The following is a 23,070-nucleotide window of genomic DNA, read 5'->3' on the forward strand; positions in this document are numbered from 1 at the left end:
ATAACGGCATAATTTTTACCACCTCAAAAACCATTCCGGTCGCTCTGACCGGAATGGTTTTACTTGTCTTATCTTCTTTCACTTCTATGGGTATCTGCCCCATGGGAAGGGTTAACCAGCATTAATAATTGTTCAAACTTATTCAAAATATCCAGCGCCAACAAACCGTTCCCTTCCGCGGTTTTCGGGTAGCCGATAGGCATGGTACGACGCACCAATTGGGCATATAATTCCGCTTCCGTCAGTTTACGGACGAATTCTTTTTCTGCGATGTTTTTTATCAGAGCCAGCGCGCCGGAAACATGCGGCGCTGCCATCGAAGTGCCTGACAGACTGGCGTATTTCCCTCCTGGAAAGGTCGAATAGATATCGATGCCAGGGGCCACTAAATCGATTTCATCGTTAGTATTGCTGAAATTGGCAATCCGTCGGTCAAAATCCACTGCCCCGACTTGAATCACTTCTCCATATGCTCCCGGATAAGCGAATTCATCGGTATCGTGGCTGTCATCCCCTTCATTGCCTGCAGCACAGACAACTGGAATGCCTGCGTCCACTGCCCGTTTAATCGCTGCATAGAGCTCAGCCATATCTTCAGGGCCTCCCAGCGACATGGAGATGACGCTTACCGTCTCACCTTCCGGCCCTCTCCAATCAATCGCAAAATGGATGCCATCAATGATTCCCTGATATTCGCCACTGCCTTCTCCCGTCAATACTTTCAAAATGAGCAGCTGGGCTTCAGGGGCAACACCCGCTATCCCGCCATCTTCTCTGTAAGAGGCGGCAACCGTTCCGGCTACATGCGTGCCATGCCCATTATTATCATCGAAATTTGCTGCATCCCCGCTAAAATCGGCTGTGAAATTTTTGCCGTCAATGATCCGATCCTGAAGATCAGGGTGGTCCATCTGGCATCCCGTATCCAGGATGGCCACAATATTTCCTTTCCCTCTTTCCGCCTCTGCCCATATTTCCGGTGCCTGAATCATCCGCACGCCTTCGGGAATCTGCGGTGCCTGCTCAGCAATTTCTTCTACCCGATAAGGAATTAAATGTAGATTCGCCATTTAAATCACTCCTCATAATTTCCAACTATTTTCTTACTTTCCTAATTCGGCATCATCGCACCGAATCCTTTATTTACTCCCTGTTTCATTCTGCACCTCACGATAAGATCGTTGAACAGCCATTTCTACAGAGGCTTTTTAATGTCTGGCAAAAATGAACAAAGGGATTCACTAGTTTTTACAGAATAGTAACAGGAGAGCGAAAATGAGGAGCCGATAAAATGAACAAATGGATGATTTACGGTGCCAATGGCTACACGGGTGAATTGATCGCCCGCGAAGCTGTTTCCAGAGGAATGTCACCTGTACTTGGAGGACGCAATGCCGATAAAATCCGACCGCTTGCCACAGAACTATCACTGGAATTCCGTGCCTTTGCATTGGATGAATATGCAGCAGCGCAATTGGACGATATTGATTTGGTCCTCCACTGTGCAGGTCCTTTTCAAGTAACCAGCGAACCCATGATCCATGCTTGTCTATCAGCAAAAACACATTATTTGGACATTACAGGAGAAGTTTCCGTATTTGAACATACTCACTCACTGCATGCTGAAGCTGCAGAAAAAGGAATCATTCTCTGTTCGGGAGTCGGCTTTGATGTCGTACCCACAGACTGCGTCGCCTTAAAACTGAAAGAGGAAATGCCGGAAGCAATCGAATTATCGCTCGGCTTTGATTCGGATTCCGGCATCTCACCGGGCACTTTCAAAACCATGATCCAAGGATTGGGTTCGGGCAGCATGCACAGAAAAGCTGGCGTTTTGACCACTGTCCCGATTGGCAGCCAGCACCGGACCATCGATTTTGGGCGCGGTTCGCGTTCCGCAATGGGAATCCCGTGGGGCGATGTTTCAACTGCCTTCTATACGACCGGTATTCCGAATATTTCCGCTTGGATCCCCATGGCAAAACCGCAACTATACGGGGCGCGTCTGATGGGAGCCGCGGGGCCATTACTGGCAACAGATTGGGTAAGAGATAAGCTCGAGAAGCAGGTGGAGAAACGCGTACAGGGGCCGGACAGCGAGCTCCGTGCTAATTCACCGGCTTATATATGGGGAGAGGCAAGAAATCAGCAAGGCGTCGTCAAAGTCGCCCGAATCCAAACAGCGAATGTCTATGATCTGACGGTCTATGGTTCGCTGGAGGTTGTCCGCCGTCTCCTGAAGCTAAAAGTCGAAGGCGGATACTATACACCTGCAGGCCTGTTTGGTTCAAGCTTAGTGGAAAGCCTACCAGGTTCTGGCACCTTTGAAGTCGATACTTTTTATCTTTAATATACAGAGCTGGAGACTATTTCTAAACAGTTCTACTGGTGCGATGCTCTAAACGCCATATGAATCACATTCCTGAACACCATTTTCCATAAAAAAAGACAAATCCAGGATACCTGGATTTGTCTTCAAGCTTTAAGTAAATTCTTTCTTCATTAATTGCATCCGTTGATTGAACAAAGTCGGATATGACAGGAAACCAAGCATGACGCTGGTCACAGCGGCTGTCGTCAGCAACAGGAACATGATCAGCAGCTGGAATTGAACCGCTTGGATCGGGTCTGCTCCCGCAATGATCTGTCCGCTCATCATTCCGGGCAATTGCACGAGCCCCACGGTTTTCTGGCTTTCGATGGTCGGAATCATGCTGGCTTTGATCGAATTGATCAATTGCGTGTGGATGGCCTGTTTAGGTGTACCGCCAAGCGACAGGATCAGCTCGGTTTCATCCTGATGCGACTCTACCTCCGCCGTAAAACGATTGAGGAAGAGAATCGACAGGACCATGGAATTTCCGATGACCATCCCGCTGATGGGAATGATGTATTGGGCGGTTGCCGGTGTGATATTGAAGCCAAGCAGGATGCCCTGCGTCAATACTTCCACAAAGATCAAGGTGACCGCCACTTTCGAGGTGATGCCTTGAATGGCTGCTCCTTTTTTCTGGGCGTTATGCGTAGCTGCCACAATCATCAAAGCAACCATCAGGAAAATATAGATCAAGCTTTCCGAATCAAAAACGAATTTCAATACATAGCCGACCGCCAATAATTGGACGATTGAACGCAATGTGGCGACAATCGTATCCCGTTCCAGACCAAGATTCAGGGTTTTGGATAAAAGAAGAGGGATCACCACAAAGATCAAGGTGATCGATAAAGTTAAGTAGCTCATTCCGCTTCCCCCCTGACAAACCGTCTGACCTTTTCATTCGATGGGTCATTGAGCAAGTCGCTTTCGCCCGTTTCCACCACTTCGCCATCCATCATCACCCAGGTGAAATCACCGATTTCCAACGCTTGTTGAAGATTATGGGTAATCCAGATAATCGTTGTGCCATACTTCCGATTGATTTTAATGATCAATTCCTCGATTTCCTTTAAAGAGGTCCGGTCTAAAGAAGATGTGATTTCATCGAGCAAAAGAACTTCAGGTTTATTGACGAGGGTCCGGGCAATGGAAACTTTTTGGCGTTGGCCGCCGGACAAGTCTTTAACTTTCCGGTCCAATAGTTCCCCATCCAGCCCGACATCCTGCAGCAGATCCACAGCTTCAGCTTTAGACAGCGTTTGTCCCTGCAGCTCCAACGGCAGGCTTAAATTGTTGTAGATGCTGCCGCCAACCATCGGAGCGCTTTGGAGCGCAATGCCGACTAAACGACGCAGTTCAACCGGTTCATAGTCTTCAATTGGCTTGTCTTTTATATAGACTTCCCCTGATTGGGCTGACAGCAATCCATTGCATAGCTTCAATAGGGTTGTTTTACCAGCTCCCGAAGGTCCCACCAATGTCGTGATTTTCCCTTCAGGAAAAGAGCCGGTAATGCCTTTTAAAACCGGAGTTTCCCCAAATGAAAAATCTACATGATTGAAATGGATAGCCGGTTTATAGTTTACAGACATGGATCCCACTTCCTTTCGGGCAGAAAAACAGCACATATTTTACTATGTGCTGCTTGCAGTGCTATTACTCTTCCAGTTTGCGCTGTGCAAATTCATCGTCCATTTTCAGGAAGTATTCGCCGCCTTCTTCAATAGCTCTCACTCTTGCAATGATATCGCGGAACGATTTTTCTTCTTCCATCTGTTCTTCGATGAACCAGTCCAGGAAGGAAAGTGTCGCATGTTCCTGCAGCTCATCCGCCAATGTCACCAATGCATAAATGTTGCTGGTCACGCTTTTTTCCTGCGACAATGAGTTTTCCAACACATCCAATGCACTGACAAAATGGTTCTTCGGTTCAGTCAACGCCTGAAGAACCGGCTTTTCATCCATCGTCACTAAATAATGATAGAATTTCATCGCATGATAATGCTCTTCTCTCGATTGGATTAAATAGAAGTTCGCAAAACCGTGATAACCTTTTTTGGAAAAGTACGCTGCCATTGCGGTATACGCATGAGCTGCCTGCAATTCATTGTTGAATTGATCGTTTAATGCGTTCGTTAGTTTTTCTGATAACATAATTTATTCCTCCTGTTTTCTTATTTAGAATTATTATAATGTAGATAATATACCACAGCCTCATCAGATAATCAAATCAAATGAGAATATTAATATTTAATTGAGAATAAATATCATTTAAAACGGATTTTTTCTTTTCCTAAACGATAATGATTATTGTTTATAGATTATTGAAGACATATAACTTACTTTTAGTAACAAGATGTAGTAAGATATCATATAGATAGTGTTCATATAGGGGGAAACTGAAATGACAGACATGAAGCTAGACCCAAAGGTCTTTTCCATATTAAAAGAGAAAATTCAAATGATCCAGACAGAAGAAGGTGCCGTGTATCTGGTCGGCCCCATTCGGCTGCCTGTAAACTTATATGAGGAAACCTATATATTCAACTGGTATTGTTGGTTGAGCCTCGACGAAGTCACCGAAGATTACGAGAGCATCATCGAAAAATTGAGCTCAGCCAACCTTGCCGAGTATCAGCAATCGAGCGTCCTTGTCTATGGAGATTTCGAAAACGACGCAGAAGCATTGATCCGGATGCACTCCATCTGCCACACCGGCGATATTTTCGGCAGCAAACGCTGCGACTGCGGCTACCAGCTGAAACAGTCCATGAAACGGATCACGGACCACGGCACCGGCGCCCTGTTTTATTTAGCAAACCATGAAGGCCGCGGCATCGGACTCTTCAGTAAAGCAATGGCTTACGTCCTGCAGGAAAATGGATACGATACAGTTGAAGCCAATGAACAATTGGGATACGTGGACGATTCCAGAAATTACGGGGATGCGATTGCTGTGCTGCAGGCACTTCGCACCAAGCCGGTGACCTTGATGACCAACAATCCAAAGAAAGTGGCCGCCATCGAAAAAGCCGGACTCCAGATCGCTTCAAGAACCTCTCTTTGGGGAGATGAATCCGAATACAACGCCAACTACCTCCAGACTAAAATCGATCGCTCAGGGCATCTTAAAGACGGGGAGGACATTGTTCATGTCAAACCATGAATTTTATATGGACCTCGCACTCAGCAATGCGAACAGCTTAAAAGGCCAGACAGACCCGAACCCTTTGGTCGGTTCCGTCATCGTTAAAGACAACCGCATTGTCGGCATCGGTGCCCATTTGAGAGCGGGCGAACCCCATGCCGAAGTCCATGCGCTTCGCATGGCTGGCAAACTGAGCCGCGGTGCGACCATTTATGTAACGCTCGAGCCATGCTCCCATGTCGGACGGACCGGACCTTGTGCCCAAGCCATCATTGATGCCGGCATCAAAAAGGTGATCGTGGCAACGCTGGATCCAAATCCGATTGTTGCCGGAAACGGTGTCCGCATGCTGGAAGAAGCGGGCATTGAAGTGATTGTCGGAGTCCGTGAAGAGGAATCCCGGAAGATGAATGAGGTATTCAACAAATTCATCGTTGAAAAGACCCCTTTCGTGACTTTGAAAGCAGCCTCCACCTTAGATGGAAAAATCGCTACCCATACCCTGGACAGCAAGTGGATCACTTCTGAGGAAGCGCGGTTGGATGTTCATCTTCTGCGCAGCCAGCACATGGCCATCCTGGTGGGTGTTGGCACTGTCATTGCAGATGACCCTGAATTGACGGCGCGTATTCCAAATGGCCGCCATCCACTTCGCATTGTTCTTGATTCCACTTTGCGCATTCCGCTCCATTCAAAACTTGTTACGGATGGAGTAGTGGATACGTGGATCTTTACAAGCCAAAATCATGATGCTGATAAACGGAAGGCATTAGAGGATTTGGGGATTACCATCTACGAAACCAGCAATGAAACCCAGGTCGATGTACTTGATGTGGTTCGCGTGCTCGGTGAAAAAGGCATTTCTTCGCTCTTTATTGAAGGCGGCGGCACCATCAATGCCGCATTCCTGGAGAATGGCTTGATCGATAAAGTGATATTTTACTTTGCACCTAAAATTGTCGGCGGCAAAATCGCACCGACATTCATCGAGGGAACAGGCGTTGAATGGATGAAAGACGCCATCGATCTGCGTGACGGTGAATTCAGCAAAGTCGGCAAGGATTTCAAATTTACGGGGTATCCCGAAAAGCGAGGCAGTATATGAGATTCGGTTTTGATATAGACGATACATTGATTAATTTGCGTGAATACGCCTTCCATTATTATCAGAAGCAATTGGATCAGGAAGTGGATATCGACATCTTCCATGCCTTGAATCGTGTGGAAATACACGAGGCATTCGGATTGAGTGATGAAGAAGGAAAGAATATGTGGAACCGCTCGTTGGAGTTTTTGTATTTCACTGACTGCCCCCTCTACCCCGGTGCGCTCCAATTGCTGAAGCAGCTCGAGTCGGATGGGCACGAGATTTTCTATATTACATCCCGGCCTCCAGAACATACGGAAAACACATTCAATTGGCTGATTGAACAAGGTTTCCCGGTGGAGCGTGGAAACTTCTTCTGCGGCATGAAGGATTCGGAAAAGGCAGGCATCATCAAAGACCTGCAACTGGATTATTATTTCGATGACAAGCCGGCAGTCCTGGATACCTTAATGAATGATCCTGTGAAAGTCATTGTCAAAGACCAATCGTATAACCGCCACCTAGACTTGCCGCGTGTTAAAGACTGGGACCAATTAGGTGATTTGATCAACAGTGAAATGAAATGAAAAAAGAAGGTACGGCAATCGTAGGGAACCCGATTGCCGTACCTTCTTTTCTTTTTGAGGAGTGGTCATGCTGTCTATTTCTTTGAAGAACAAAAGCGGCAGCATGCCGCTTCAGACTGTAGACAAAGTCTGACAAAAATGTATAGCGGTGCATAATCCCCAACCGGTCCGGCCACTTCGCTTTCCGTGGGCTCAGCTTCAGCCTCCTCGTCACTGCGTTCCTGCGGGGTCTTCAGCTTTCATCGCTGCGCTGCTCCCACAGGAGTCTTCGTGGCCAGCCCGCTTGGAAGCGTGTTGCTTCAATCAAAGAGAGAAGCCTGCTAGTAAAAAATAATCCTAACAAATCTAGCGAATCCTTCACTCAAGGATCCGGAGCGCCAGGCGGCGACTCCTGCGGGAGCAGCGAAGCGACGAAGTGCCGAAATCCACTCGGGCGCCAGTCCGAGTTAGTTCGGCGCGAGCCCGCGGAAAGCGTCCGCCTGAAGTGCAGGATCCGGTATAAACATGATGAAGTGTGTGTTCATTCTTTAAATGACATCAATATTCTTTTGTCTACAAGCTCAAACCACATTCCAAGGAATGTGGTTTTTTGTTCTATACGCCTGAGTAAGCCAGAAAGCCGCCATCTACAGGAACCGTAATGCCTGTGACAAAGCCGGAATAGTTTTCATCAAGGAGCCACAGCATGGTTCCCACTAAATCTGCCGGTTTGCCAAAACGCTTCATCGGCGTGCTGGCCATGATTTTGCCTGAACGGGGAGTCAGCGAACCATCTGCATTGGTCAGCAGATCCTTGTTCTGCGCTGTCAGGAAAAATCCTGGTGCAATTGCATTGACACGCAGATTTTCCTCTGCAAAATGGACTGCCATCCACATCGTAAAGTTGTTGATGGCTGCTTTGGCCGCACTGTACGCCGGCACTTTGGTCATCGGTGAATAAGCGCTCATAGAAGAGATATTCAAAATAACCGGTGATTCTTGTTTCAGCAATTCTTTGCCGAATACTTGGCTGGCTAAGAAAGAACCGGTGAAGTTGCTCGCGAAAACGCGGGAAAATCCGTCTTCTCCTAATTCGAAAAAGGACTTTCCGGTTGCGCCTTCTTCATGGAGTTCAATATCTGTAATGGCATCAGGGTGATTGCCTCCCGCACCGTTGATCAGAATATCAATCCGTCCGTATGCTTCAAGAATCTGCTCTTTGGCTTTTTCCAAAGATACCCGGTCCAACACATCGGCAGCCACGGCAATTGCTTTGCCGCCTGATCCATTGATTTCATCTGCCACGCCTTGCCCTTTTTCGGCTGTCCGATTCAAGATGGCTACGTTTACTTTCTGAGCAGCCAGCTGTCGAGCCATTTCTGAACAAAGGACGCCGCTTCCGCCAGTGATGACGGCGGTCCGTCCTGCAATAGTTTCATGAGTTGAAAACATAGGATCCTCCTTTACTTTGTTTGATGTGCATCCCATAATCCGAGGAGATACATGATTCCAAGCGCCCGGTCGTATAGACCATATCCAGGTCTGCATTCCTCGTTCCAAATATGGCGGCCATGATCTGGACGGGCATACCCTGTGTAGTTTTGGTTCGACAATTCACGGACCACACCATTCAAGTCGATAGAGCCGTCCTGTGTGTAATGGGACGTTTCGATAAAGTCGCCGTTGTCGAAAATCTTAACATTGCGCAAGTGAGCGAAAGGTGAATGCTTGGCGTATTTTGAAGCCAGATCCACCATGTCGTTTTCCGGATTGGCACCCATGGATCCGGTACAGAAGGTAATGCCGTTGGCAGGTGAATCCGATATGGAAATCAACCGTTCCCAGCTCTTCTCGCCCGTCATGATGCGCGGCAGGCCGAAAATTGACCACGGTGGATCATCCGGATGGATGGCCATTTGAATACCGCTCGCTTCAGCTGTCGGCAAAATCGCCTTCAAGAAGTAAGTGAGGTTTTCCCATAGCTGTTCTTCGTCCATTCCTTCGTATTCTGCAAAAAGTTCTTGAATGCGTGCCATCTTCTCCGGCTCCCATCCCGGAAGTGTCAAATCAGAAGCAGAAGCAACCGTTTCGATCAGTTCAGCAGGCTCCAGGGCTTCAATCTTTTCCTTTTCAAAGAACAAAGCAGTCGAGCCATCCGGAAGTGGGTGATACAGGGAGGTGCGGGTCCAATCGAAGATCGGCATGAAATTGTAGCAGATCACTTTGACACCGGCTTCACCTAAGTTACGGATGGTCTCCTTGTAATTTTCAATATACTGGTCGCGCTCTTTGTTGCCCAGCTTAATGGATTCATGGACATTGACGCTTTCCACTACGTCGGCGTGGAACCCGTGAGATTTGATGTAGTCCACTTCAGAACCGATTTCTTCCTTCGTCCAAACTTCTCCTGCCGGTTTCTGATGGAGCGCCCAGACAATCCCTTTGGTTCCTGGAATCTGTTTGATTTGTTCTAATTGCACGCTATCATTGCCGCGGCCATACCAGCGAAATGTGATATTCATGAAAGTCCTCCTCTTCAAACTAGTTCTTCAAGATAATCCTTAACCAATTCAGTAACACCTTGTTCTCCAGCTGACCGGTAAGCTTTAGTCAAATCACTGCCGATCCCGACTGCTACAGCTCCTGCAGCCAGCCATACGTTCATGTTTTTGATATTGATGCCGCCTGTCGGCATGATGCGTACTTTCGGCAACGGACCATTGACCGAACCGATAAAAGAAGGCTCAAATCCATTGGCAGGAAACAACTTCAAGATATCGCAACCCCATTCCGTCGCTTCGACCATTTCTTTGATCGTCATACAGCCCGGCAAATAAGGGACATTATAGCGATTACAAACCTTGGCGATTTCTGGATTGAAATTTGGGCTGACAACAAATTCAGCGCCATGCAATAAGGCGTGCCGGGCAGTCTCTGCATCAAGAACTGTTCCAGCGCCGATCAATGCCTTCGAATCAGCCAATTTATCGAAAACCCGCGAAATATTCGGCGTCGTATAGGTCAATTCGATGGCCTTCAAGCCACCTGCCACCGCAGCTTCTGCAACGGCTATTGCTTCATCCGCATCTTTCCCGCGTATGACCGCAACAATTCGGGCATCCAGGATCTGTTGGTATACTTCCATTTTAGGAATCATCTGCATCTCTCCTCATTCAAAGACAATTAATGCTTTTCTCACTTTATCGGGATTGTTTTCAACAAATGTAAATGCTTCCTTTACTTCGTCTAGTGAGAACTTATGCGTAATCAGTCCAGCTGATTTCAGCTCTCCACTGTCCAACAGGCTCACTACTTTTCCAAATTGATTGGTTTGCAGCCTTGAACCGACAATGGTGATTTCTTTTTTGGTGATCGGCAATTGCGGAATCGCTGATGGCCGCTCGTCAAATCCAAGAACGACAACACTGCCTGCTGGTGAAACCACATCAATGCTCAGCTCTACCGTAGCAGGAAGGCAGACCGCATCAATGACCACATTCGCCCCTTCGTTTGAAGTCAGCTCCAATATGCGTTCTTTTACGGATTCATTGCCTGCATTGATCACTTCGTCGGCTCCACTTTCTTTTGCAAAGGCAAGCCGTTCTTCATTGAGATCAGTCATATAAACGGTGGCTCCTGCAACTTTGGCCAACTTCAGAATACAGATGCCGATAGGACCACATCCCTGTATCAGAACCGTATCCCCTTTTTCAACATTTCCACGCCAGACCGCCTGTGCACCGATTGTGTATGGTTCAGCCAAAACGACTTCGTCCCAGCTCAACTTTTTATCAACAGCGTGAAGCTGCTTTTCGGGTAATACAATAAACTCACGCATGCCTCCATCTTCATGGACACCGAAGACCGATAATTTTTCACAGACATTCGGGCGGCCTTTTCGGCATGCATAGCATTCGCCGCAATAATTGATGGGTTCTACAACCACATGGTCACCGACCTTCAGTTGCTTTACGGAGCTTCCCACTTCCACCACTTCTCCAGCCACTTCATGCCCGACTACGCGGGGATAGGTAGCTAAAGGGTTTGTACCGTGGTAAATGTGCATATCTGAACCGCAAATGCCGACACGCTTCACTTTAACTAAGACTCCATCCCCTTGTTGAATTTCCGGAGTTTCCTGCTCGATAATTTGCATATCATGCGCTTTTGGAACTTGAACTGCTTTCATTTTTACAACCACCTATTCAAATAGACTTGGTAAGAACAATGTAATCTGAGGAACAAATGCAACCAGCATAAGCACCACTAAACTGACACCTAAAAACGGCAACAACTCTCTTGCTGTTTTTCCAATGGAGACTTTCCCGATTTGGGAAGCCACAAAGAGACAGACGCCCACCGGTGGAGTGACCAATCCGATTACCAGATTCAAGACCATCATGACTCCGAATTGGATAGGATCCATTCCGACTGTCAAGGCAACCGGCAATAGTACAGGAAACAGGATAACCAATGCCGCAATCGTTTCCATAAAGGTCCCGACAAAAAGCAAAAGTAGGTTGATCAACAAAATAACGATAATGGTATTGGTCGAAATGCCAAGAATTGATTCTGCAACCAGCTGTGGAATCTGTTCACGCACCATAATCCAGCCAAATAGGTTGGCAAACCCGACAAGCAACATAATGGATGCAGTAGCTGTCATCGAAGACAGCATAATTTCCGGTATTTTTTTAACCGGCAATTCTTTGTAAACAAAAATACCGATGACAAAGGCATAAAGAACGGCAATAATTGACGCTTCCGTCGGCGTAAAGAACCCACCTAAAATTCCGTAAAGAATGATGAATGTCATCAACAATGCCCAAAAAGCACCCGTGAAGCTTTTCCATATGGCCTTTATCGGTTGACGTTCACCTTTCGGGTAGTTCCGTTTGACCGAAATGATGTACACAGGGATCATTAAGCCGACTCCCAGAAGAATACCTGGAAGTGCTCCGGCTAAAAAGAGATCTCCAATAGAGAGAGAGGCCAACGTACCTACAATGATCATCGGCAAAGAAGGTGGAATGATCGGCCCAACTGTAGAAGAAGATGCTGTTACAGCAGCTGAGAACCCTGCGCCGTATCCTTCTTTTTTCATGGCCGGTATCAAAATAGAGCCAATACTTGCGGTATCAGCAAGCGCGGTCCCTGAAATTCCCGCGAAGCCCATTGAAGCACCAACGTTTGCAAGCCCCAGCCCGCCGCGGATATGTCCAAAAAGATCATTGGCAAACTGGATGATCCGCCCGGTGATTCCGCCTGCATTCATTAAGTTTCCAGCAAGGATAAAGCCCGGAATACAAAGCAGCACAAATGAGTTTAATCCTCCGAACATCCGCTGCGGGATGATGTTGAGCGGAATTCCAGCCAACATCAGGTAGATAAAGGAAGCCAGCCCCAAACTGAAGGCAACCGGAACGCCCAGGAAAATCAATACGATAAAGGATACAAAGAGAAGAGTAGCCATCAGTGATCGTCACCTCCGTAAGTCTGACTGTAATCTTGTTTGTGTTTGATGAGGTCGACAATTTTGATGACTGCGTAAAATACCAGGAAAACACTCATGATCAATAAAGAAGCATGGACAACTGACATTTGGAAAGGCATCGTTGCCGATCGTTGATTATCACCGAGCAAAGTGAAATTGTATCCTTCAATAACCATCACCAAACTTAACACGATGATGGCCAGGTAAATGATCACTTCGTAATATCTTCTGAAATTATTGGACATTCGATTAAGAAGCATGTCCACGTTGATAAATTCATTGCGCATCAAAGCAAGCGGAGCTCCGAAAGCAATGCCGTACAAGAAAAGATAGCGTGTCAATTCTTCAGTCCATATGAAGGAAAATGGAGCAAAACGTGAAACAATCTGAACCGTGACGATAAGGATAACGCCGGCAAAGCTAAGGACTGTCAAAAAAGCGAGTGTACTATCAATCAATTTCCGGAACTTTGACATCCGAATTCATTCCCTTCCCAATGGAAAGGCACATTTGACCATGACAGCCAAATATGCCCTACTCACATATTATTCAACTGCAAGGATCTGTTCGTACAATTCCAATTGCTCCGGGGATAACGAAGCTTCGACAGCCGGTGTCATCGCTTCACGGAATGCATCCTGGTCAACGTCTACAAATTCCATTCCAGCATCCATCAATTCCTGTTCGATTTCAGCAATTTCCGTTTCATAAAGCTCATCACCGAAAGTTTGTGCTTCTGCTGCTGCATCTTGGACAACTTGTTTCAAGTCATCAGAAAGTTCATTGTATTGATCGTTGCCGACTAGAATGTAGATCCATGAATAGACATGCTCAGTGCGGTTTACGTAATCCTGTACTTCAGCCAATCCACCGCTTTGAATCAAGTCAACCGGGTTTTCCTGGCCATCGATTACGCCTTGCTGCAAGCCTGTAAATACTTCATTGAAATCCATTACTTGTGGAGATGCGCCGGCAGCCTGCCATACGTCCAGGAATAATGGTACGTTCGGTACACGCATACTGAATCCGCTCAAGTCATCTGGAGATGTAATCGGCTCGTTTGACGTTAAGTTACGTGGAGCTCGTGTATGGTAGTAAAGAGCCGTTAAGCCTGCTTGATCGCTGACTTCCTGCTTGATCTGTTCACCAATTTCACCTTCAACCACTGACTTCACATGATCCAAATCACGGAAAGCGTAAGGAACTGCCATCAGTGCAGCATTCGGAGCCCAGTTTTGCAAAGTTTCCCCTGAAATAACCATGTCGGCTGTTCCTGCTTGAATCGAGTTGATGGTATCGGTTTCTCCGCCCAGTGAGTTATTCGGATAGATGGTGATTTCCATTTGCCCATCTGAGTTTTCTTCCACCAGTTCTTCAAATTTCATGGCTGTCTGGTGCCAGATATGGTTTTCATCAGCTAAATGGCCGAATCTCCATTCAATTGTTTCGCCTGACTCTGAACCGCCTTCTTCTGTTCCTCCATTTGAACCACAAGCTCCCAATACCAATACGGATGCAAAAATACCTGTTAACCATTTCTTTTTCATTTTTTATTCTCCCCTTTGTTTTTTATTGGTGTTTTCAAATATTCATAGGTAGTTGCTGCAATCTGGACGCCTTCTTTTCGATTGCGCTCTTCGTTTTCCTGTTCGATTTCTCCCGGAACCAGGACACGGCTGAACCCTTCAGCTGCCGGAACCTCATGGATCTCCTTGATCATTCGATCCATCTGTTCCAGAAAGTTTTCGGTATCAGTAAAGTAAGATGGGTTAATGGCGCAGAAATAATGTCCCAACTTCCGTTTTTTGTCCAAGTCCTCATACATGGGATTGATGTGAGGACCAAACGCCATACCTGCAAGCAAACCTGAGAAAATATCGACAATCATCGATAACCCAGATCCTTTCGGGCCGCCGAATGGCATTAAAGACACCACTTCCGCGGGGTCAGTCACTGGGGATCCGTCACGATCCACTCCCCAGCCTTCAGGAATCCCTTTGCCTTCTTCTTTGTGTTGAAGAATCTTACCCAGCGCCACATTCGACGTTGCCATATCCAAAATGAAGGGCTTCTCAGATTTAGCAGGGATTCCATAAGCGATAGGGTTCGTCCCGAGGAAAGATTCTCTCCCGCCGAAAGGAACAACGATTTTATCAGTGTGGGTCATTCCGATGCCAATCAAATTGTGTTTTGTTGCGGTTTCAACAAAATAGCTGAGTGCTCCACAATGACTGCTGTTCATAGCTGTCACCATGCCGACTCCATTTTCCTTAGCCATCCCGATGGCGTGATTCATGGCGATATCCGCTACGACATGGCCAAAGCCATCATCCCCATCAACCACGCCAGTCACCGGACCGGTTTGAGTGAATGAAATCTCAGGTGCCGGGTTAATGCCTCCAGCTTCGAGCCGGTTCATATAATGTTCCGTACGAAGGGCCCCATGGGAATTCACTCCGCGCAGATCGGCATGGATAAGAATTTCAGCCACTTTTGCTGCATGTTCTTTGTTGACGCCAGCACTTTCCAATTTCTCTGCGATTAATGTTTGAACTTCCATAAAAGCTGCAGTAACAGTTGCCATGGCGTTTCTCCTCTCGTTCAACGGCTTTTTTATCGCCGAGAAAATTTTCGACTCCAACTCATTTGCTTCAGATGGATTCCCGTTCCACCAAAATCGGTGGATACCGTCGCTCTTCATATACTTCCTTGAAATCTTTGCTGACAATCAATTTCAGCAAGGTCTCCGCCGCGTTTTGCCCGATCTCAAAAGTCGGTTGCTTAATGACGGAAATCGGTGTGGTAGCCGTCTCAAGAAATGGTGAATCGTCGATTGCAATCACACCAATATCCTCTGGAATAGCCAGTTTGTTTTTTTTGATGAACTTCAACAATTCAATCAAAGCCAAATCATTCGTGGCAAAAAATGCCTCTGGGCGACTGCCGGTATCCCATATATTTTGAAGCTTCTTCCCGATTTCCTGACGCTCCTCTGCCACAATCCAATCTTCTTCGACTGACAGTCCGTGGGATGCCAATGCCTTTTTGTAACCCCTGATGCGCTCGATTCTTGGCGTCACGTTTTGGGCAATGGAAGTCGACACCAAACCTATTTTTTTCCGTCCTTTTTTCGCCAGTTGTTCTACTGCAATCCGTGAAGCGCTTTCATTGTCGAGCAAAAGTGTCGGGAAAATTGGTTCATTGATCATCCGGTCCACAAAGACAATCGGAAATTCTGCATTCTTCAATTGCTTGTAGTAATCGTTATTGCCGTTTGTCGGGAAAATGACTAACCCGTCAACTTGTTTGGCCACTAGCATATCAATATAGGAACGCTCTTTTTCCGGCTGATCGTCTGCATTGCAAACAAATAAATGAAAGCCGTTTCTTTCGCACTCGTCTTCAATCGCCCGAATAATCTCTGTAGAAAATGCGTGCAGAATATTTGCTACGATCACTCCGATTGTTCCAGTCTTTTTCTGTTTCAGACTTTTGGCTACCTGGTTTGGAATATAGCCCAATTCTTTGATAGCTGCTTCTACTCTCAGTTTTGTCGAGGCTCCCATAAATTCAAAACGATTATTTATATACTGGGAAACCGTGCTTTTGGAAACTCCCGCTTTCGATGCTACATCTTGCATTGTGATTTTCTTCATTTTTTTCTCCTTGCACTAAACCGGTTTAGTAAGTCATTTTAGGAAAGTATAATTGAAAGATTTTTTAAAATCAATACTTTTTTTCAGAAAATTTGGTTTACCTCTCAAAACACTTCGAAAGTCTTATACTTTCGGAAGACGGTCAGCCGCCGTCTAATAAATGAAAGGCAATTCCAAAAAGGGACGAGAAAATTTTCCCCGCCCCCCTTTCTTATTCAACTTTATCTTCTTCATTTAACTGGCACTGCCCTAAAGCATCATCCAGGGTATCATACCTGCCCAAGCGGTGGACTTTCCCGTTTTTGATTTCCATGAAAGTGTAAATCGTTACATGGCCGTTTTGGTTTTCCCATGTAGCTTGTTGGACGCAAATCACTTCGTCGCCTTTGGCGTAGTAGCTCTGCGTTTCCAGTTTGACGCCTGACTCTTTGATCCATTGCTCCAGGATATCATGACCTTCTGCCATCCCCCTTGGGCCTACCAATTCAATATGGGGATCTGACACTTCCAAAACGCCTTTGATATCCCGCTCGTTTACTTTCTTTGTCCACTGATCCGCAATTTTGATATTGTCCTCCATTTTCTTATCTCCCTTCCTCCAGACGTAGCCCTGCTTTTGCTGCAGCTCTATAAGGTTGAAAAAAGAAGATAGGAAAAAAACCTATCTTCTTTAGTAATTCTCGTTTTTCAATTTTTTAAACGTCTCCACAAATTTATCGGGATCTGTATAGACTTTATAAGTCAATACTCCGCGATGTGTGTGAAGATATAATAAGCTGGCTTCAGAAGAAAATGATTTATAGGAGATATCCCAGACATTCGCTACATGGAACTTTGTCGCAGAAGTCACCAATGTATCTTCGTATAGCTGAATATTACATTCAGTTTCAACGATTTTCATTTCACCAGCCTCGATGGAACGCTCCGTGTCGATGTAAGTGATGGACGACAGTAAATTCAGTTGGTCCACGCGGGCATTCCTCCTACGGATCCTTTTCTAGAAGTTTATCGTATAGAGAGGGTTTTACGCAAAGCATACGTTTATGTCAGGGTAAAATAGCCGTTTTCAAGTAAATGGACCAGTTGACTGAATAAATGATAAACTACACACAAAATAACTTCTCGATCAGGAGGGCTGTCATGGAAAACTGGTTTGCTGCGACATCCACTTATTCTTTCAATCCTTTTTCTCCAAGCCATCTGCTGGCACTCGCGATTGCTGTGGCTGGAATTATTGCCCTAATCTCAGCAAAGAGGCGATTGAAGGAAAGCAAACATCTTTTTCAATGGCTGCGCTGGCCATTGCTGGCTATCCTTTTCACTTCAGAGTTCTCCTATCATTACTGGGCCATCACGAATGACGTCTGGAGCTTTAATGGACAAATGCCGCTTCACCTATGCGGAGTGGCATCGATCACTGCTATGATTGGTTTGTTGACGATGCGGCCTTTCTGGATCCAACTTTCTTTTTATATCGGCATACTTCCAGCTTTCCTTGCTTTGATCACCCCTGAACTGCCCTATGATTATCACCATTTCCGCTTCTGGAAATTCTTTGTCCATCACACGGCAATTTCCTGGGCCTGCCTATTTTTAGCTTTATGCCAGCCGAAAGCCCTTACGATGCACTCAGTTTTTTCAGTCTACGCCTTGCTGCTTGCTTATGCCGCCGTCATCGGTTTTTTCGTCAACCCAATGACAGATTCCAATTTTCTTTATTTGAGGCAGCGCCCGAATACTGCCTCTCCGCTTGACTTCTTCGGCGATGGGCTGTGGTATTACTTCAATTTGTGCCTGACAACTTTGGCTTTGTTTTTTGTCCAATACCTGCTGTTTCAAAAATTCATTAAAAACCCGTGACCTGCTACTCCGTATCGAAGTATTCGTTGATCAAATCCCCATTGACGCCGATGGCTGCCGCACTGCCTTCGCCGGCTGCAATGACCAGCTGGGAAGGTACAATCAATGAAGCATCGCCCGCTGCATAGACGTTCCAGACATTCGTCCGTCCGTAATCGTCCGTCAAAATTCCGCCATGTTCGTTTTGCTTGCAGCCAAGTTGCTCCGCAAATGGAGTCGCATGACTCCATAAAGGGGTTACAAAGCCACCTGTCCGATCGATTAATGTACCATCTTCAAGCCTCACGCTGCGTAACTGTCCGTTTTCACCTTCCAAGCCGCCAATGAGATCCTCCACTACGTTTATGCCTTTCCGAAGCAGTTTTTGCTTTTCCTCTTCCTCCAAACGGCCTTCACCGTTTGTAAAGACAATCAAGTCATGGCTCCATGTATAGATTTTCTTCGCCAGTTCGAATACCTGTTTATCCGCAATCACTGCCAGCGGCTGATCACGCAATTCCCAGCCATCGCAGTAGGGGCAACTGAATAAACTGGTGCCATAAAACCTCTCAATATCGGGAATGTTCGGCTGCTCTTCTTTCAGGCCTGCCGCGATGATGATTTTAATGCTGTGGAATACATCTCCATCTTCTGTCACCAATTCATAATGGGTTTTAGAGATCCGGTTGACACTGGTGATCCGCTGCTCTTTAATCTCCACGCAACCGTACTTTGCGATATCTTCACGGCCCAGGCGTTTGAGTTCCTCCGGTTCAATGCCATCCCGTGTAATGAAGCCATGCGATTCCCTCGTCACTAAATTGCGTCCGTTGTCGTCGTCAAAAAGCAATGTATTCCTTCTGGATCTGCCCAGTACCAATGCAGCATTGAGGCCCGCAGGTCCGCCTCCTATTATTGCGCAATCATAAATCATAGCATCCATCCCTCATTAATGTCATTTCCCCGAAAATTCCCGTTTTTTCCCTTTACTAAACAAACGTTTCATTTATATTTTGTTGTCCTGATAATCTTTGCTTATGGAATGATGGAAAGCCGTTTGGCTTACTGTGAGTATCACAATAAAAAAAAGAGACTCCCAGTTTCAGGAGCCTCTCTTCTAAGCTTGTTTCACTAATAATGCTTTTAATGTATCGATGAAGAATTGATTTTCTTCCGGCGTTCCAACAGAAACCCGTACGTAATCAGGCAAGCCCCAGATTTTTCCGTAGCGGACAATGACACCTTTCGCCATTAATTCCTTGTACAGCTTTTCACCATCTTCACCGATCTGCACCAATACGAAATTGGCCATACTTTCGATATACGCTAATCCCAGCTCCTCAAAAGCCTTGTACAATTGTTCCCGGCCGGCTTTATTGGCATCTTGAGAGGTCTTCACGTGTTCAATATCTTCAATGGCAGCCGTTGCAGCAATCTGCGCTAAGGTATTGACGTTGAACGGTTCCTTCACTTTTAGGATCGACTGGATGATCGGCTCGGAAGCAATGCCGAATCCGACCCGCACTCCGGCAATGCCGTAGATCTTCGAGAAGGTCTGCAGGGTCAGCACCGGATAGCCGGCATTGATGTATTCGATGCCATGGGTGTAATCAGCGGCATCTGCGAAATGGCTATAGGCAGCGTCGATAACCACTAATACCCCATCAATCGCTTCCACTAATTTGTCCAAATCCGGTTTGGACATATAGGTGCCTGTCGGGTTGTTCGGTGTACAGATGTAAATGATCTTGGTTTTGTCGGTCACAGCCGCAATCATTGCGTCCACATCAAACTCAAAGCCTTCGATGAACTTGACCGGTACGACTGTGGCACCCATGATATGTGCACCAAAATCATATTCACTGAACGATGGCGAAGGAACGATCACTTCGTCCCCCTCTTCAAGGAAAGCTTCGGAAATCAGCGTGATCAGCTCATCCGCGCCGTTTGTCGGAATGACCTGCTGCGGGCTTACATTGAATTCCGCGGCAATGGCTTTTTTCAATGCGCTGGCATCTGCATCGGGATAACGGTTCAATTCCGCCAGTCCCTGTTGGATGGCAGCTACGGCTTTAGGTGATGGGCCAAGTGGATTTTCGTTGGATGCCAATTTAATGACGCGGTCCAATCCCAATTCCTTTTGTACTTCCCAAATCGGCTTTCCAGGCGAATAGGGTTGAATTTTATCCAGGGTTTTACGTGCTTGAATATGGTTTGAACTCGTCATAGTGATTCCTCCAAAAGATGTAAGTGTTGTATCATCATTAATATATTCTTATAATTATACCATCTAACTCCTATCGTTCAATCGAACAAACTAACCAGATGGCCTGGCTTGTCATGAACTTTTTTGATTTCATTCCAAGGCTGTGGAGCTTATGTACAAAGTAGCGATTGGGGTTGCCGTAAGAGCTGAGGGAAAAAACAAGTTCTGCTTCTTTCATTATACAGAATTGCGACATTATTTAAACACGTTTAACCAACTATTTGTATCGGATAATAAAATATGGTTTACTTTTAAGAGACAGATTGAAAGAGGAGTTTTAACATGATCAAGAAAATGAAGTTCGCATTCGTCCCTTTACTTTTATTGCTGACCTTGGGCGCGTGCTCTGATAATGAAGAAACTGCACCTGAAGAAAGCGCAGAACCTGAAACCACGGAAGAAGCGGCAGCAGATGCTACTCCTGCAGAATCTTCTATGGAATTGCCGGATCAAGAAGAGGTTGTCGTCGTAGTCAATGGAGATGAAATTTTAGGGAATGTCTATAATAGCGTGGCACGCCAATTGGAAACCACATTAGCTGCACAAGGTCACACGACATCGGTTGAAACGAACGAACTTGTAAAAGAGCAGGCGATGTCTGTATTGATCGGAAATAAGGTCATTATGCAGGATGCTAAAGAAAAAGGCTATGAAGCTGATGAACCAGCAGTCGAAGAACGTTTGGAAGAGTTGAAAGGCCAGTTTGAGACGGAAGAAGCAATGGACAAAGCATTGAAGGAAACCGGCTTTACACTGGATGATATGGAAAACCAGCTTCGTGAACAGTTAATCTATGAACAGTATATTGCAGAGGAAGTCCAACGTGGCGAAGTCACGGATGAAGACGTGAAAGAAGCTTATGATGGTTTTGTCGAGAGTTCCGAAGAGGAAGCACCCGCCTTTGAAGAAATGGAACCGACTATACGGAAGTCACTGGAAGAGCAAAAAACCCAGGAAGCGGTATTTGCCCGCATCGAAGAGCTGAAAGAAAACGCGGAAATTGACATTAAACTGTAAACAAAGAGAAACATCCTGCTCACAATGAGCAGGATGTTTTTTGTTATGCCAGCTTTTCTGAACAGTAAGCGAGGATTTCTTCTTCTTCCTCTTCTTCAAGTCCAAACTCAAGTGCGCCTCTTGTCTGCTTATCGATAAAATTGTAATGCGCTATGCGGGCGCCGGTTTCTTCTGCAGCAATAATGACGCGCAGTTCCAGGCCACCATCGGTATATAGTTCATCATCTTCATCAACTTCGACATTCAACAAGAATTCGTAACGATCGCCCACCATGATGCCTGTAGGGTCGTTGATTTTGTGAAACACGTAATCTGTAATTTGCATTGTAACACCTCCGTTCTTCTATTCTAGCTTGTCTGTGCCTTTTTGGACAGTTGCACGGCGAAATAAAACGTTTAATGCATTCACAAAAGGGAAGATAAGGAAGGTGAAGACAATTAAAGGAGTGGAAATCGAATGAACGTATTAGTTATTGGAGCAAACGGTCAAGTCGGCCGCAACGTTGTCAAAGAATTAGCCGAATCAAAACATGAAGCGACCGCTATGGTCCGTAAAGAGGAACAAATAGATAAGTTGAAAGAACTTGGCGCGTCCAAGGTCGTACTTGCAGACCTGGAAAAAGACTTCAGTGATGCCTTTGAAGGGGTCGATGCTGTTATTTTCGCAGCAGGTTCCGGCCCGTCGACAGGAGCTGACAAGACCTTGACCATCGATTTATGGGGCTCTGTCAAAGCGGCTCAATACGCGCAGGATAAAGGCATTAAACGCTTTGTCCAATTAGGTTCGATGGGATCGAATGATCCGGATGCCGGCGGTGAGGCGATGAAGCCTTATCTTGTCGCCAAACGGACAGCAGACGAATTGCTGCAGGCAACCAATTTGGATTATACGATTGTCCGTCCCGGTGCACTTTCAGACGAAGACAAGTCCGAGAAGATCGAAGTATCGCTCGAAGGCTTTTCTTCTATGGAAGGAAGATCCATTCCAAGAGCGGACGTCGCACATGTCCTGGTCGATGTGCTTGACCGCAGCAATACCTATAACAAAGTATTTGAAGTGCTGCAAGGCGATCAGCCGGCAAGTGAACAATTGAAGACCTTATAGAAAAGACTGGAAGAGCGAGCAAAAAAGAGCGGATGGATTTCCGCTCTTTTTTATGTTAAAATAGGCAATACGATAATTTGAGGACGTGATAAGCATGATTAATATCCAACCACCAAAAGCGGACGTGACGATTACACAACGCAAACAGGAAATTACAGGTGACGAAGCCGTCATCAAACCACTATACGGCTTTATCGATCTGCATGAAATTCCACGCGATAAAGGCGGCATCATCCAGTTTTTCAACCATAGTGGAGAATTGCTGTTTGTCGGAAAAGCCCGCAAGCTTCGCCAACGTGTGAAAAAGCATTTCGAAGATTCGGTATCACCATTGAAAAATCACCGCGAAGAAGTATACCGCATCACCATTTCCATTGTGGAAGATCCAATGGAGCGCGATATCTACGAAACGTATTTGATCAATACGCAAAAAGCTAAATACAATGTAGATAAAGTATTCTACCAAGAGCAATAATCAAAAAAACGGAAGCCCAAAAGGCTTCCGTTTTTTTATT

Annotated in this window: 26 protein-coding genes; 8 read left to right on the forward strand and 18 right to left on the reverse strand. The window is 46.0% G+C overall.

Annotation, left to right across the window (positions count from 1 at the left end; genetic code table 11):
• Window positions 1-68 precede the first annotated feature (68 nt).
• A complete protein-coding gene (locus tag ACRC6Q_RS14960) occupies window positions 69-1,070 on the reverse strand; it encodes a S8 family peptidase (protein WP_223637644.1) in 1,002 nt (333 codons plus the stop codon).
• 221 nt (window positions 1,071-1,291) lie between these two features.
• Between ACRC6Q_RS14960 and ACRC6Q_RS14965 the strand changes: the two genes are divergently transcribed.
• Window positions 1,292-2,350 carry a saccharopine dehydrogenase family protein gene (locus ACRC6Q_RS14965; protein ID WP_223637646.1) on the forward strand — a complete coding sequence of 353 codons (1,059 nt, stop codon included), beginning with the start codon at window positions 1,292-1,294 and terminating at the stop codon, window positions 2,348-2,350.
• A gap of 132 nt (window positions 2,351-2,482) precedes the next feature.
• Here ACRC6Q_RS14965 and ACRC6Q_RS14970 read toward each other — a convergent pair whose 3' ends face one another.
• The 3 genes from ACRC6Q_RS14970 to ACRC6Q_RS14980 form a co-directional block, all read right to left on the reverse strand.
• Window positions 2,483-3,241 (reverse strand): ABC transporter permease, encoded by a 759-nt coding sequence (locus ACRC6Q_RS14970; protein WP_223637649.1) that lies wholly within the window; start codon window positions 3,239-3,241, stop codon window positions 2,483-2,485.
• On the reverse strand, window positions 3,238-3,969 hold the full coding sequence (locus ACRC6Q_RS14975; RefSeq protein WP_431466917.1) for an ABC transporter ATP-binding protein: 732 nt from the start codon (window positions 3,967-3,969) through the stop codon (window positions 3,238-3,240). The genes ACRC6Q_RS14970 and ACRC6Q_RS14975 overlap by 4 nt, the downstream gene beginning before the upstream one ends.
• 64 nt (window positions 3,970-4,033) lie before the next feature.
• Complete coding sequence (locus ACRC6Q_RS14980; protein ID WP_146558589.1) at window positions 4,034-4,531, reverse strand: ferritin; 498 nt, start codon at window positions 4,529-4,531, stop codon at window positions 4,034-4,036.
• A 250-nt stretch (window positions 4,532-4,781) separates the two neighbouring features.
• Between ACRC6Q_RS14980 and ACRC6Q_RS14985 the strand changes: the two genes are divergently transcribed.
• From ACRC6Q_RS14985 to ACRC6Q_RS14995, 3 genes are read left to right on the forward strand one after another with little or no spacing between them, the layout of a single operon-like run.
• Window positions 4,782-5,543 carry a GTP cyclohydrolase II gene (locus ACRC6Q_RS14985; protein ID WP_223637653.1) on the forward strand — a complete coding sequence of 254 codons (762 nt, stop codon included), beginning with the start codon at window positions 4,782-4,784 and terminating at the stop codon, window positions 5,541-5,543.
• Entirely contained in the window at window positions 5,530-6,630 is a 1,101-nt protein-coding gene (gene ribD / locus ACRC6Q_RS14990; protein WP_223637654.1) for a bifunctional diaminohydroxyphosphoribosylaminopyrimidine deaminase/5-amino-6-(5-phosphoribosylamino)uracil reductase RibD, read from the forward strand. The genes ACRC6Q_RS14985 and ribD overlap by 14 nt, the downstream gene beginning before the upstream one ends.
• Entirely contained in the window at window positions 6,627-7,199 is a 573-nt protein-coding gene (locus ACRC6Q_RS14995) for a 5' nucleotidase, NT5C type (RefSeq protein WP_223637657.1), read from the forward strand. The genes ribD and ACRC6Q_RS14995 overlap by 4 nt, the downstream gene beginning before the upstream one ends.
• Before the next feature lie 594 nt (window positions 7,200-7,793).
• Here ACRC6Q_RS14995 and ACRC6Q_RS15000 read toward each other — a convergent pair.
• The 11 genes from ACRC6Q_RS15000 to ACRC6Q_RS15050 form a co-directional block, all read right to left on the reverse strand.
• Window positions 7,794-8,630, reverse strand: a complete 837-nt coding sequence (locus ACRC6Q_RS15000) for an SDR family oxidoreductase (protein WP_223642700.1) — start codon at window positions 8,628-8,630, stop codon at window positions 7,794-7,796.
• An 11-nt stretch (window positions 8,631-8,641) separates the two neighbouring features.
• Window positions 8,642-9,700, reverse strand: coding sequence for a mannonate dehydratase (gene uxuA / locus ACRC6Q_RS15005; RefSeq protein ID WP_223642698.1), 1,059 nt, complete (start codon window positions 9,698-9,700; stop codon window positions 8,642-8,644).
• 14 nt (window positions 9,701-9,714) lie between these two features.
• The gene (locus ACRC6Q_RS15010) at window positions 9,715-10,335 is read right to left on the reverse strand and encodes a bifunctional 2-keto-4-hydroxyglutarate aldolase/2-keto-3-deoxy-6-phosphogluconate aldolase (protein WP_223642696.1); all 621 of its coding nucleotides are present in this window, start codon (window positions 10,333-10,335) and stop codon (window positions 9,715-9,717) included.
• A gap of 12 nt (window positions 10,336-10,347) precedes the next feature.
• Window positions 10,348-11,367, reverse strand: coding sequence for a zinc-binding alcohol dehydrogenase family protein (locus tag ACRC6Q_RS15015; RefSeq protein ID WP_223642694.1), 1,020 nt, complete (start codon window positions 11,365-11,367; stop codon window positions 10,348-10,350).
• 12 nt (window positions 11,368-11,379) lie between these two features.
• Complete coding sequence (locus ACRC6Q_RS15020; RefSeq protein WP_223642716.1) at window positions 11,380-12,654, reverse strand: TRAP transporter large permease; 1,275 nt, start codon at window positions 12,652-12,654, stop codon at window positions 11,380-11,382.
• Window positions 12,651-13,148: a TRAP transporter small permease gene (locus ACRC6Q_RS15025; protein ID WP_223642692.1), complete on the reverse strand. Its 498-nt coding sequence runs from the start codon at window positions 13,146-13,148 to the stop codon at window positions 12,651-12,653. The genes ACRC6Q_RS15020 and ACRC6Q_RS15025 overlap by 4 nt, the downstream gene beginning before the upstream one ends.
• A 69-nt stretch (window positions 13,149-13,217) precedes the next feature.
• Window positions 13,218-14,219, reverse strand: coding sequence for a TRAP transporter substrate-binding protein (locus ACRC6Q_RS15030; protein WP_223642690.1), 1,002 nt, complete (start codon window positions 14,217-14,219; stop codon window positions 13,218-13,220).
• Window positions 14,216-15,256, reverse strand: a complete 1,041-nt coding sequence (gene allD / locus ACRC6Q_RS15035) for an ureidoglycolate dehydrogenase (protein WP_223642688.1) — start codon at window positions 15,254-15,256, stop codon at window positions 14,216-14,218. The genes ACRC6Q_RS15030 and allD overlap by 4 nt, the downstream gene beginning before the upstream one ends.
• A 67-nt stretch (window positions 15,257-15,323) precedes the next feature.
• Complete coding sequence (locus tag ACRC6Q_RS15040; protein WP_223642686.1) at window positions 15,324-16,328, reverse strand: LacI family DNA-binding transcriptional regulator; 1,005 nt, start codon at window positions 16,326-16,328, stop codon at window positions 15,324-15,326.
• A gap of 211 nt (window positions 16,329-16,539) precedes the next feature.
• Window positions 16,540-16,908, reverse strand: coding sequence for a nuclear transport factor 2 family protein (locus tag ACRC6Q_RS15045; RefSeq protein ID WP_223642684.1), 369 nt, complete (start codon window positions 16,906-16,908; stop codon window positions 16,540-16,542).
• Window positions 16,909-16,998: 90 nt separating this feature from the next.
• Window positions 16,999-17,298: a hypothetical protein gene (locus ACRC6Q_RS15050; RefSeq protein ID WP_223642682.1), complete on the reverse strand. Its 300-nt coding sequence runs from the start codon at window positions 17,296-17,298 to the stop codon at window positions 16,999-17,001.
• Window positions 17,299-17,468: 170 nt separating this feature from the next.
• Here ACRC6Q_RS15050 and ACRC6Q_RS15055 point away from each other — a divergent pair, with 170 nt between their 5' ends.
• Entirely contained in the window at window positions 17,469-18,188 is a 720-nt protein-coding gene (locus ACRC6Q_RS15055; protein WP_431466918.1) for a TIGR02206 family membrane protein, read from the forward strand.
• A 4-nt stretch (window positions 18,189-18,192) separates the two neighbouring features.
• Here ACRC6Q_RS15055 and ACRC6Q_RS15060 read toward each other — a convergent pair whose 3' ends face one another.
• Both ACRC6Q_RS15060 and hisC read right to left on the reverse strand, forming a co-directional pair.
• A complete protein-coding gene (locus ACRC6Q_RS15060; RefSeq protein WP_223642670.1) occupies window positions 18,193-19,101 on the reverse strand; it encodes an NAD(P)/FAD-dependent oxidoreductase in 909 nt (302 codons plus the stop codon).
• Window positions 19,102-19,284: 183 nt separating this feature from the next.
• A complete protein-coding gene (gene hisC / locus ACRC6Q_RS15065; RefSeq protein ID WP_223642668.1) occupies window positions 19,285-20,394 on the reverse strand; it encodes a histidinol-phosphate transaminase in 1,110 nt (369 codons plus the stop codon).
• 321 nt (window positions 20,395-20,715) lie between these two features.
• Here hisC and ACRC6Q_RS15070 point away from each other — a divergent pair, with 321 nt between their 5' ends.
• The gene (locus tag ACRC6Q_RS15070; RefSeq protein WP_223642667.1) at window positions 20,716-21,450 is read left to right on the forward strand and encodes a SurA N-terminal domain-containing protein; all 735 of its coding nucleotides are present in this window, start codon (window positions 20,716-20,718) and stop codon (window positions 21,448-21,450) included.
• A gap of 43 nt (window positions 21,451-21,493) precedes the next feature.
• Here ACRC6Q_RS15070 and ACRC6Q_RS15075 read toward each other — a convergent pair whose 3' ends face one another.
• A complete protein-coding gene (locus tag ACRC6Q_RS15075; RefSeq protein ID WP_223642665.1) occupies window positions 21,494-21,775 on the reverse strand; it encodes a DUF6509 family protein in 282 nt (93 codons plus the stop codon).
• Between the two features lie 132 nt (window positions 21,776-21,907).
• Between ACRC6Q_RS15075 and ACRC6Q_RS15080 the strand changes: the two genes are divergently transcribed.
• Together ACRC6Q_RS15080 and ACRC6Q_RS15085 are read left to right on the forward strand one after the other, a co-directional pair.
• Window positions 21,908-22,555, forward strand: a complete 648-nt coding sequence (locus tag ACRC6Q_RS15080) for an SDR family oxidoreductase (protein WP_223642663.1) — start codon at window positions 21,908-21,910, stop codon at window positions 22,553-22,555.
• A gap of 94 nt (window positions 22,556-22,649) precedes the next feature.
• Window positions 22,650-23,030 carry a nucleotide excision repair endonuclease gene (locus ACRC6Q_RS15085; RefSeq protein ID WP_263298718.1) on the forward strand — a complete coding sequence of 127 codons (381 nt, stop codon included), beginning with the start codon at window positions 22,650-22,652 and terminating at the stop codon, window positions 23,028-23,030.
• The last annotated feature ends 40 nt before the right edge of the window (window positions 23,031-23,070 follow it).

The sequence above is a fragment of the Planococcus sp. SE5232 genome (genome assembly GCF_050686535.1).
Lineage (GTDB): Bacteria > Bacillota > Bacilli > Bacillales_A > Planococcaceae > Planococcus.

Excerpts from the sequence above, each read along its gene's own strand:
- uxuA (WP_223642698.1), bottom strand. The coding sequence starts at position 9,700 with ATGAATATCACATTTCGCTGGTATGGCCGCGGCAATGATAGCGTGCAA.
- ACRC6Q_RS15040 (WP_223642686.1), bottom strand. The coding sequence starts at position 16,328 with ATGAAGAAAATCACAATGCAAGATGTAGCATCGAAAGCGGGAGTTTCC.
- allD (WP_223642688.1), bottom strand. The coding sequence starts at position 15,256 with ATGGCAACTGTTACTGCAGCTTTTATGGAAGTTCAAACATTAATCGCA.
- ACRC6Q_RS15060 (WP_223642670.1), bottom strand. The coding sequence starts at position 19,101 with ATGATTTATGATTGCGCAATAATAGGAGGCGGACCTGCGGGCCTCAAT.
- ACRC6Q_RS15085 (WP_263298718.1), top strand. The coding sequence starts at position 22,650 with ATGATTAATATCCAACCACCAAAAGCGGACGTGACGATTACACAACGC.
- ACRC6Q_RS15025 (WP_223642692.1), bottom strand. The coding sequence starts at position 13,148 with ATGTCAAAGTTCCGGAAATTGATTGATAGTACACTCGCTTTTTTGACA.
- ACRC6Q_RS14995 (WP_223637657.1), top strand. The coding sequence starts at position 6,627 with ATGAGATTCGGTTTTGATATAGACGATACATTGATTAATTTGCGTGAA.
- ACRC6Q_RS15010 (WP_223642696.1), bottom strand. The coding sequence starts at position 10,335 with ATGATTCCTAAAATGGAAGTATACCAACAGATCCTGGATGCCCGAATT.
- ACRC6Q_RS14970 (WP_223637649.1), bottom strand. The coding sequence starts at position 3,241 with ATGAGCTACTTAACTTTATCGATCACCTTGATCTTTGTGGTGATCCCT.
- ACRC6Q_RS15015 (WP_223642694.1), bottom strand. The coding sequence starts at position 11,367 with ATGAAAGCAGTTCAAGTTCCAAAAGCGCATGATATGCAAATTATCGAG.
- ACRC6Q_RS14985 (WP_223637653.1), top strand. The coding sequence starts at position 4,782 with ATGACAGACATGAAGCTAGACCCAAAGGTCTTTTCCATATTAAAAGAG.
- ACRC6Q_RS14965 (WP_223637646.1), top strand. The coding sequence starts at position 1,292 with ATGAACAAATGGATGATTTACGGTGCCAATGGCTACACGGGTGAATTG.
- hisC (WP_223642668.1), bottom strand. The coding sequence starts at position 20,394 with ATGACGAGTTCAAACCATATTCAAGCACGTAAAACCCTGGATAAAATT.
- ACRC6Q_RS15075 (WP_223642665.1), bottom strand. The coding sequence starts at position 21,775 with ATGCAAATTACAGATTACGTGTTTCACAAAATCAACGACCCTACAGGC.
- ACRC6Q_RS14975 (WP_431466917.1), bottom strand. The coding sequence starts at position 3,969 with ATGTCTGTAAACTATAAACCGGCTATCCATTTCAATCATGTAGATTTT.
- ACRC6Q_RS15055 (WP_431466918.1), top strand. The coding sequence starts at position 17,469 with ATGGAAAACTGGTTTGCTGCGACATCCACTTATTCTTTCAATCCTTTT.
- ACRC6Q_RS14960 (WP_223637644.1), bottom strand. The coding sequence starts at position 1,070 with ATGGCGAATCTACATTTAATTCCTTATCGGGTAGAAGAAATTGCTGAG.
- ACRC6Q_RS15045 (WP_223642684.1), bottom strand. The coding sequence starts at position 16,908 with ATGGAGGACAATATCAAAATTGCGGATCAGTGGACAAAGAAAGTAAAC.
- ribD (WP_223637654.1), top strand. The coding sequence starts at position 5,530 with ATGTCAAACCATGAATTTTATATGGACCTCGCACTCAGCAATGCGAAC.
- ACRC6Q_RS15070 (WP_223642667.1), top strand. The coding sequence starts at position 20,716 with ATGATCAAGAAAATGAAGTTCGCATTCGTCCCTTTACTTTTATTGCTG.
- ACRC6Q_RS15030 (WP_223642690.1), bottom strand. The coding sequence starts at position 14,219 with ATGAAAAAGAAATGGTTAACAGGTATTTTTGCATCCGTATTGGTATTG.
- ACRC6Q_RS14980 (WP_146558589.1), bottom strand. The coding sequence starts at position 4,531 with ATGTTATCAGAAAAACTAACGAACGCATTAAACGATCAATTCAACAAT.
- ACRC6Q_RS15000 (WP_223642700.1), bottom strand. The coding sequence starts at position 8,630 with ATGTTTTCAACTCATGAAACTATTGCAGGACGGACCGCCGTCATCACT.
- ACRC6Q_RS15080 (WP_223642663.1), top strand. The coding sequence starts at position 21,908 with ATGAACGTATTAGTTATTGGAGCAAACGGTCAAGTCGGCCGCAACGTT.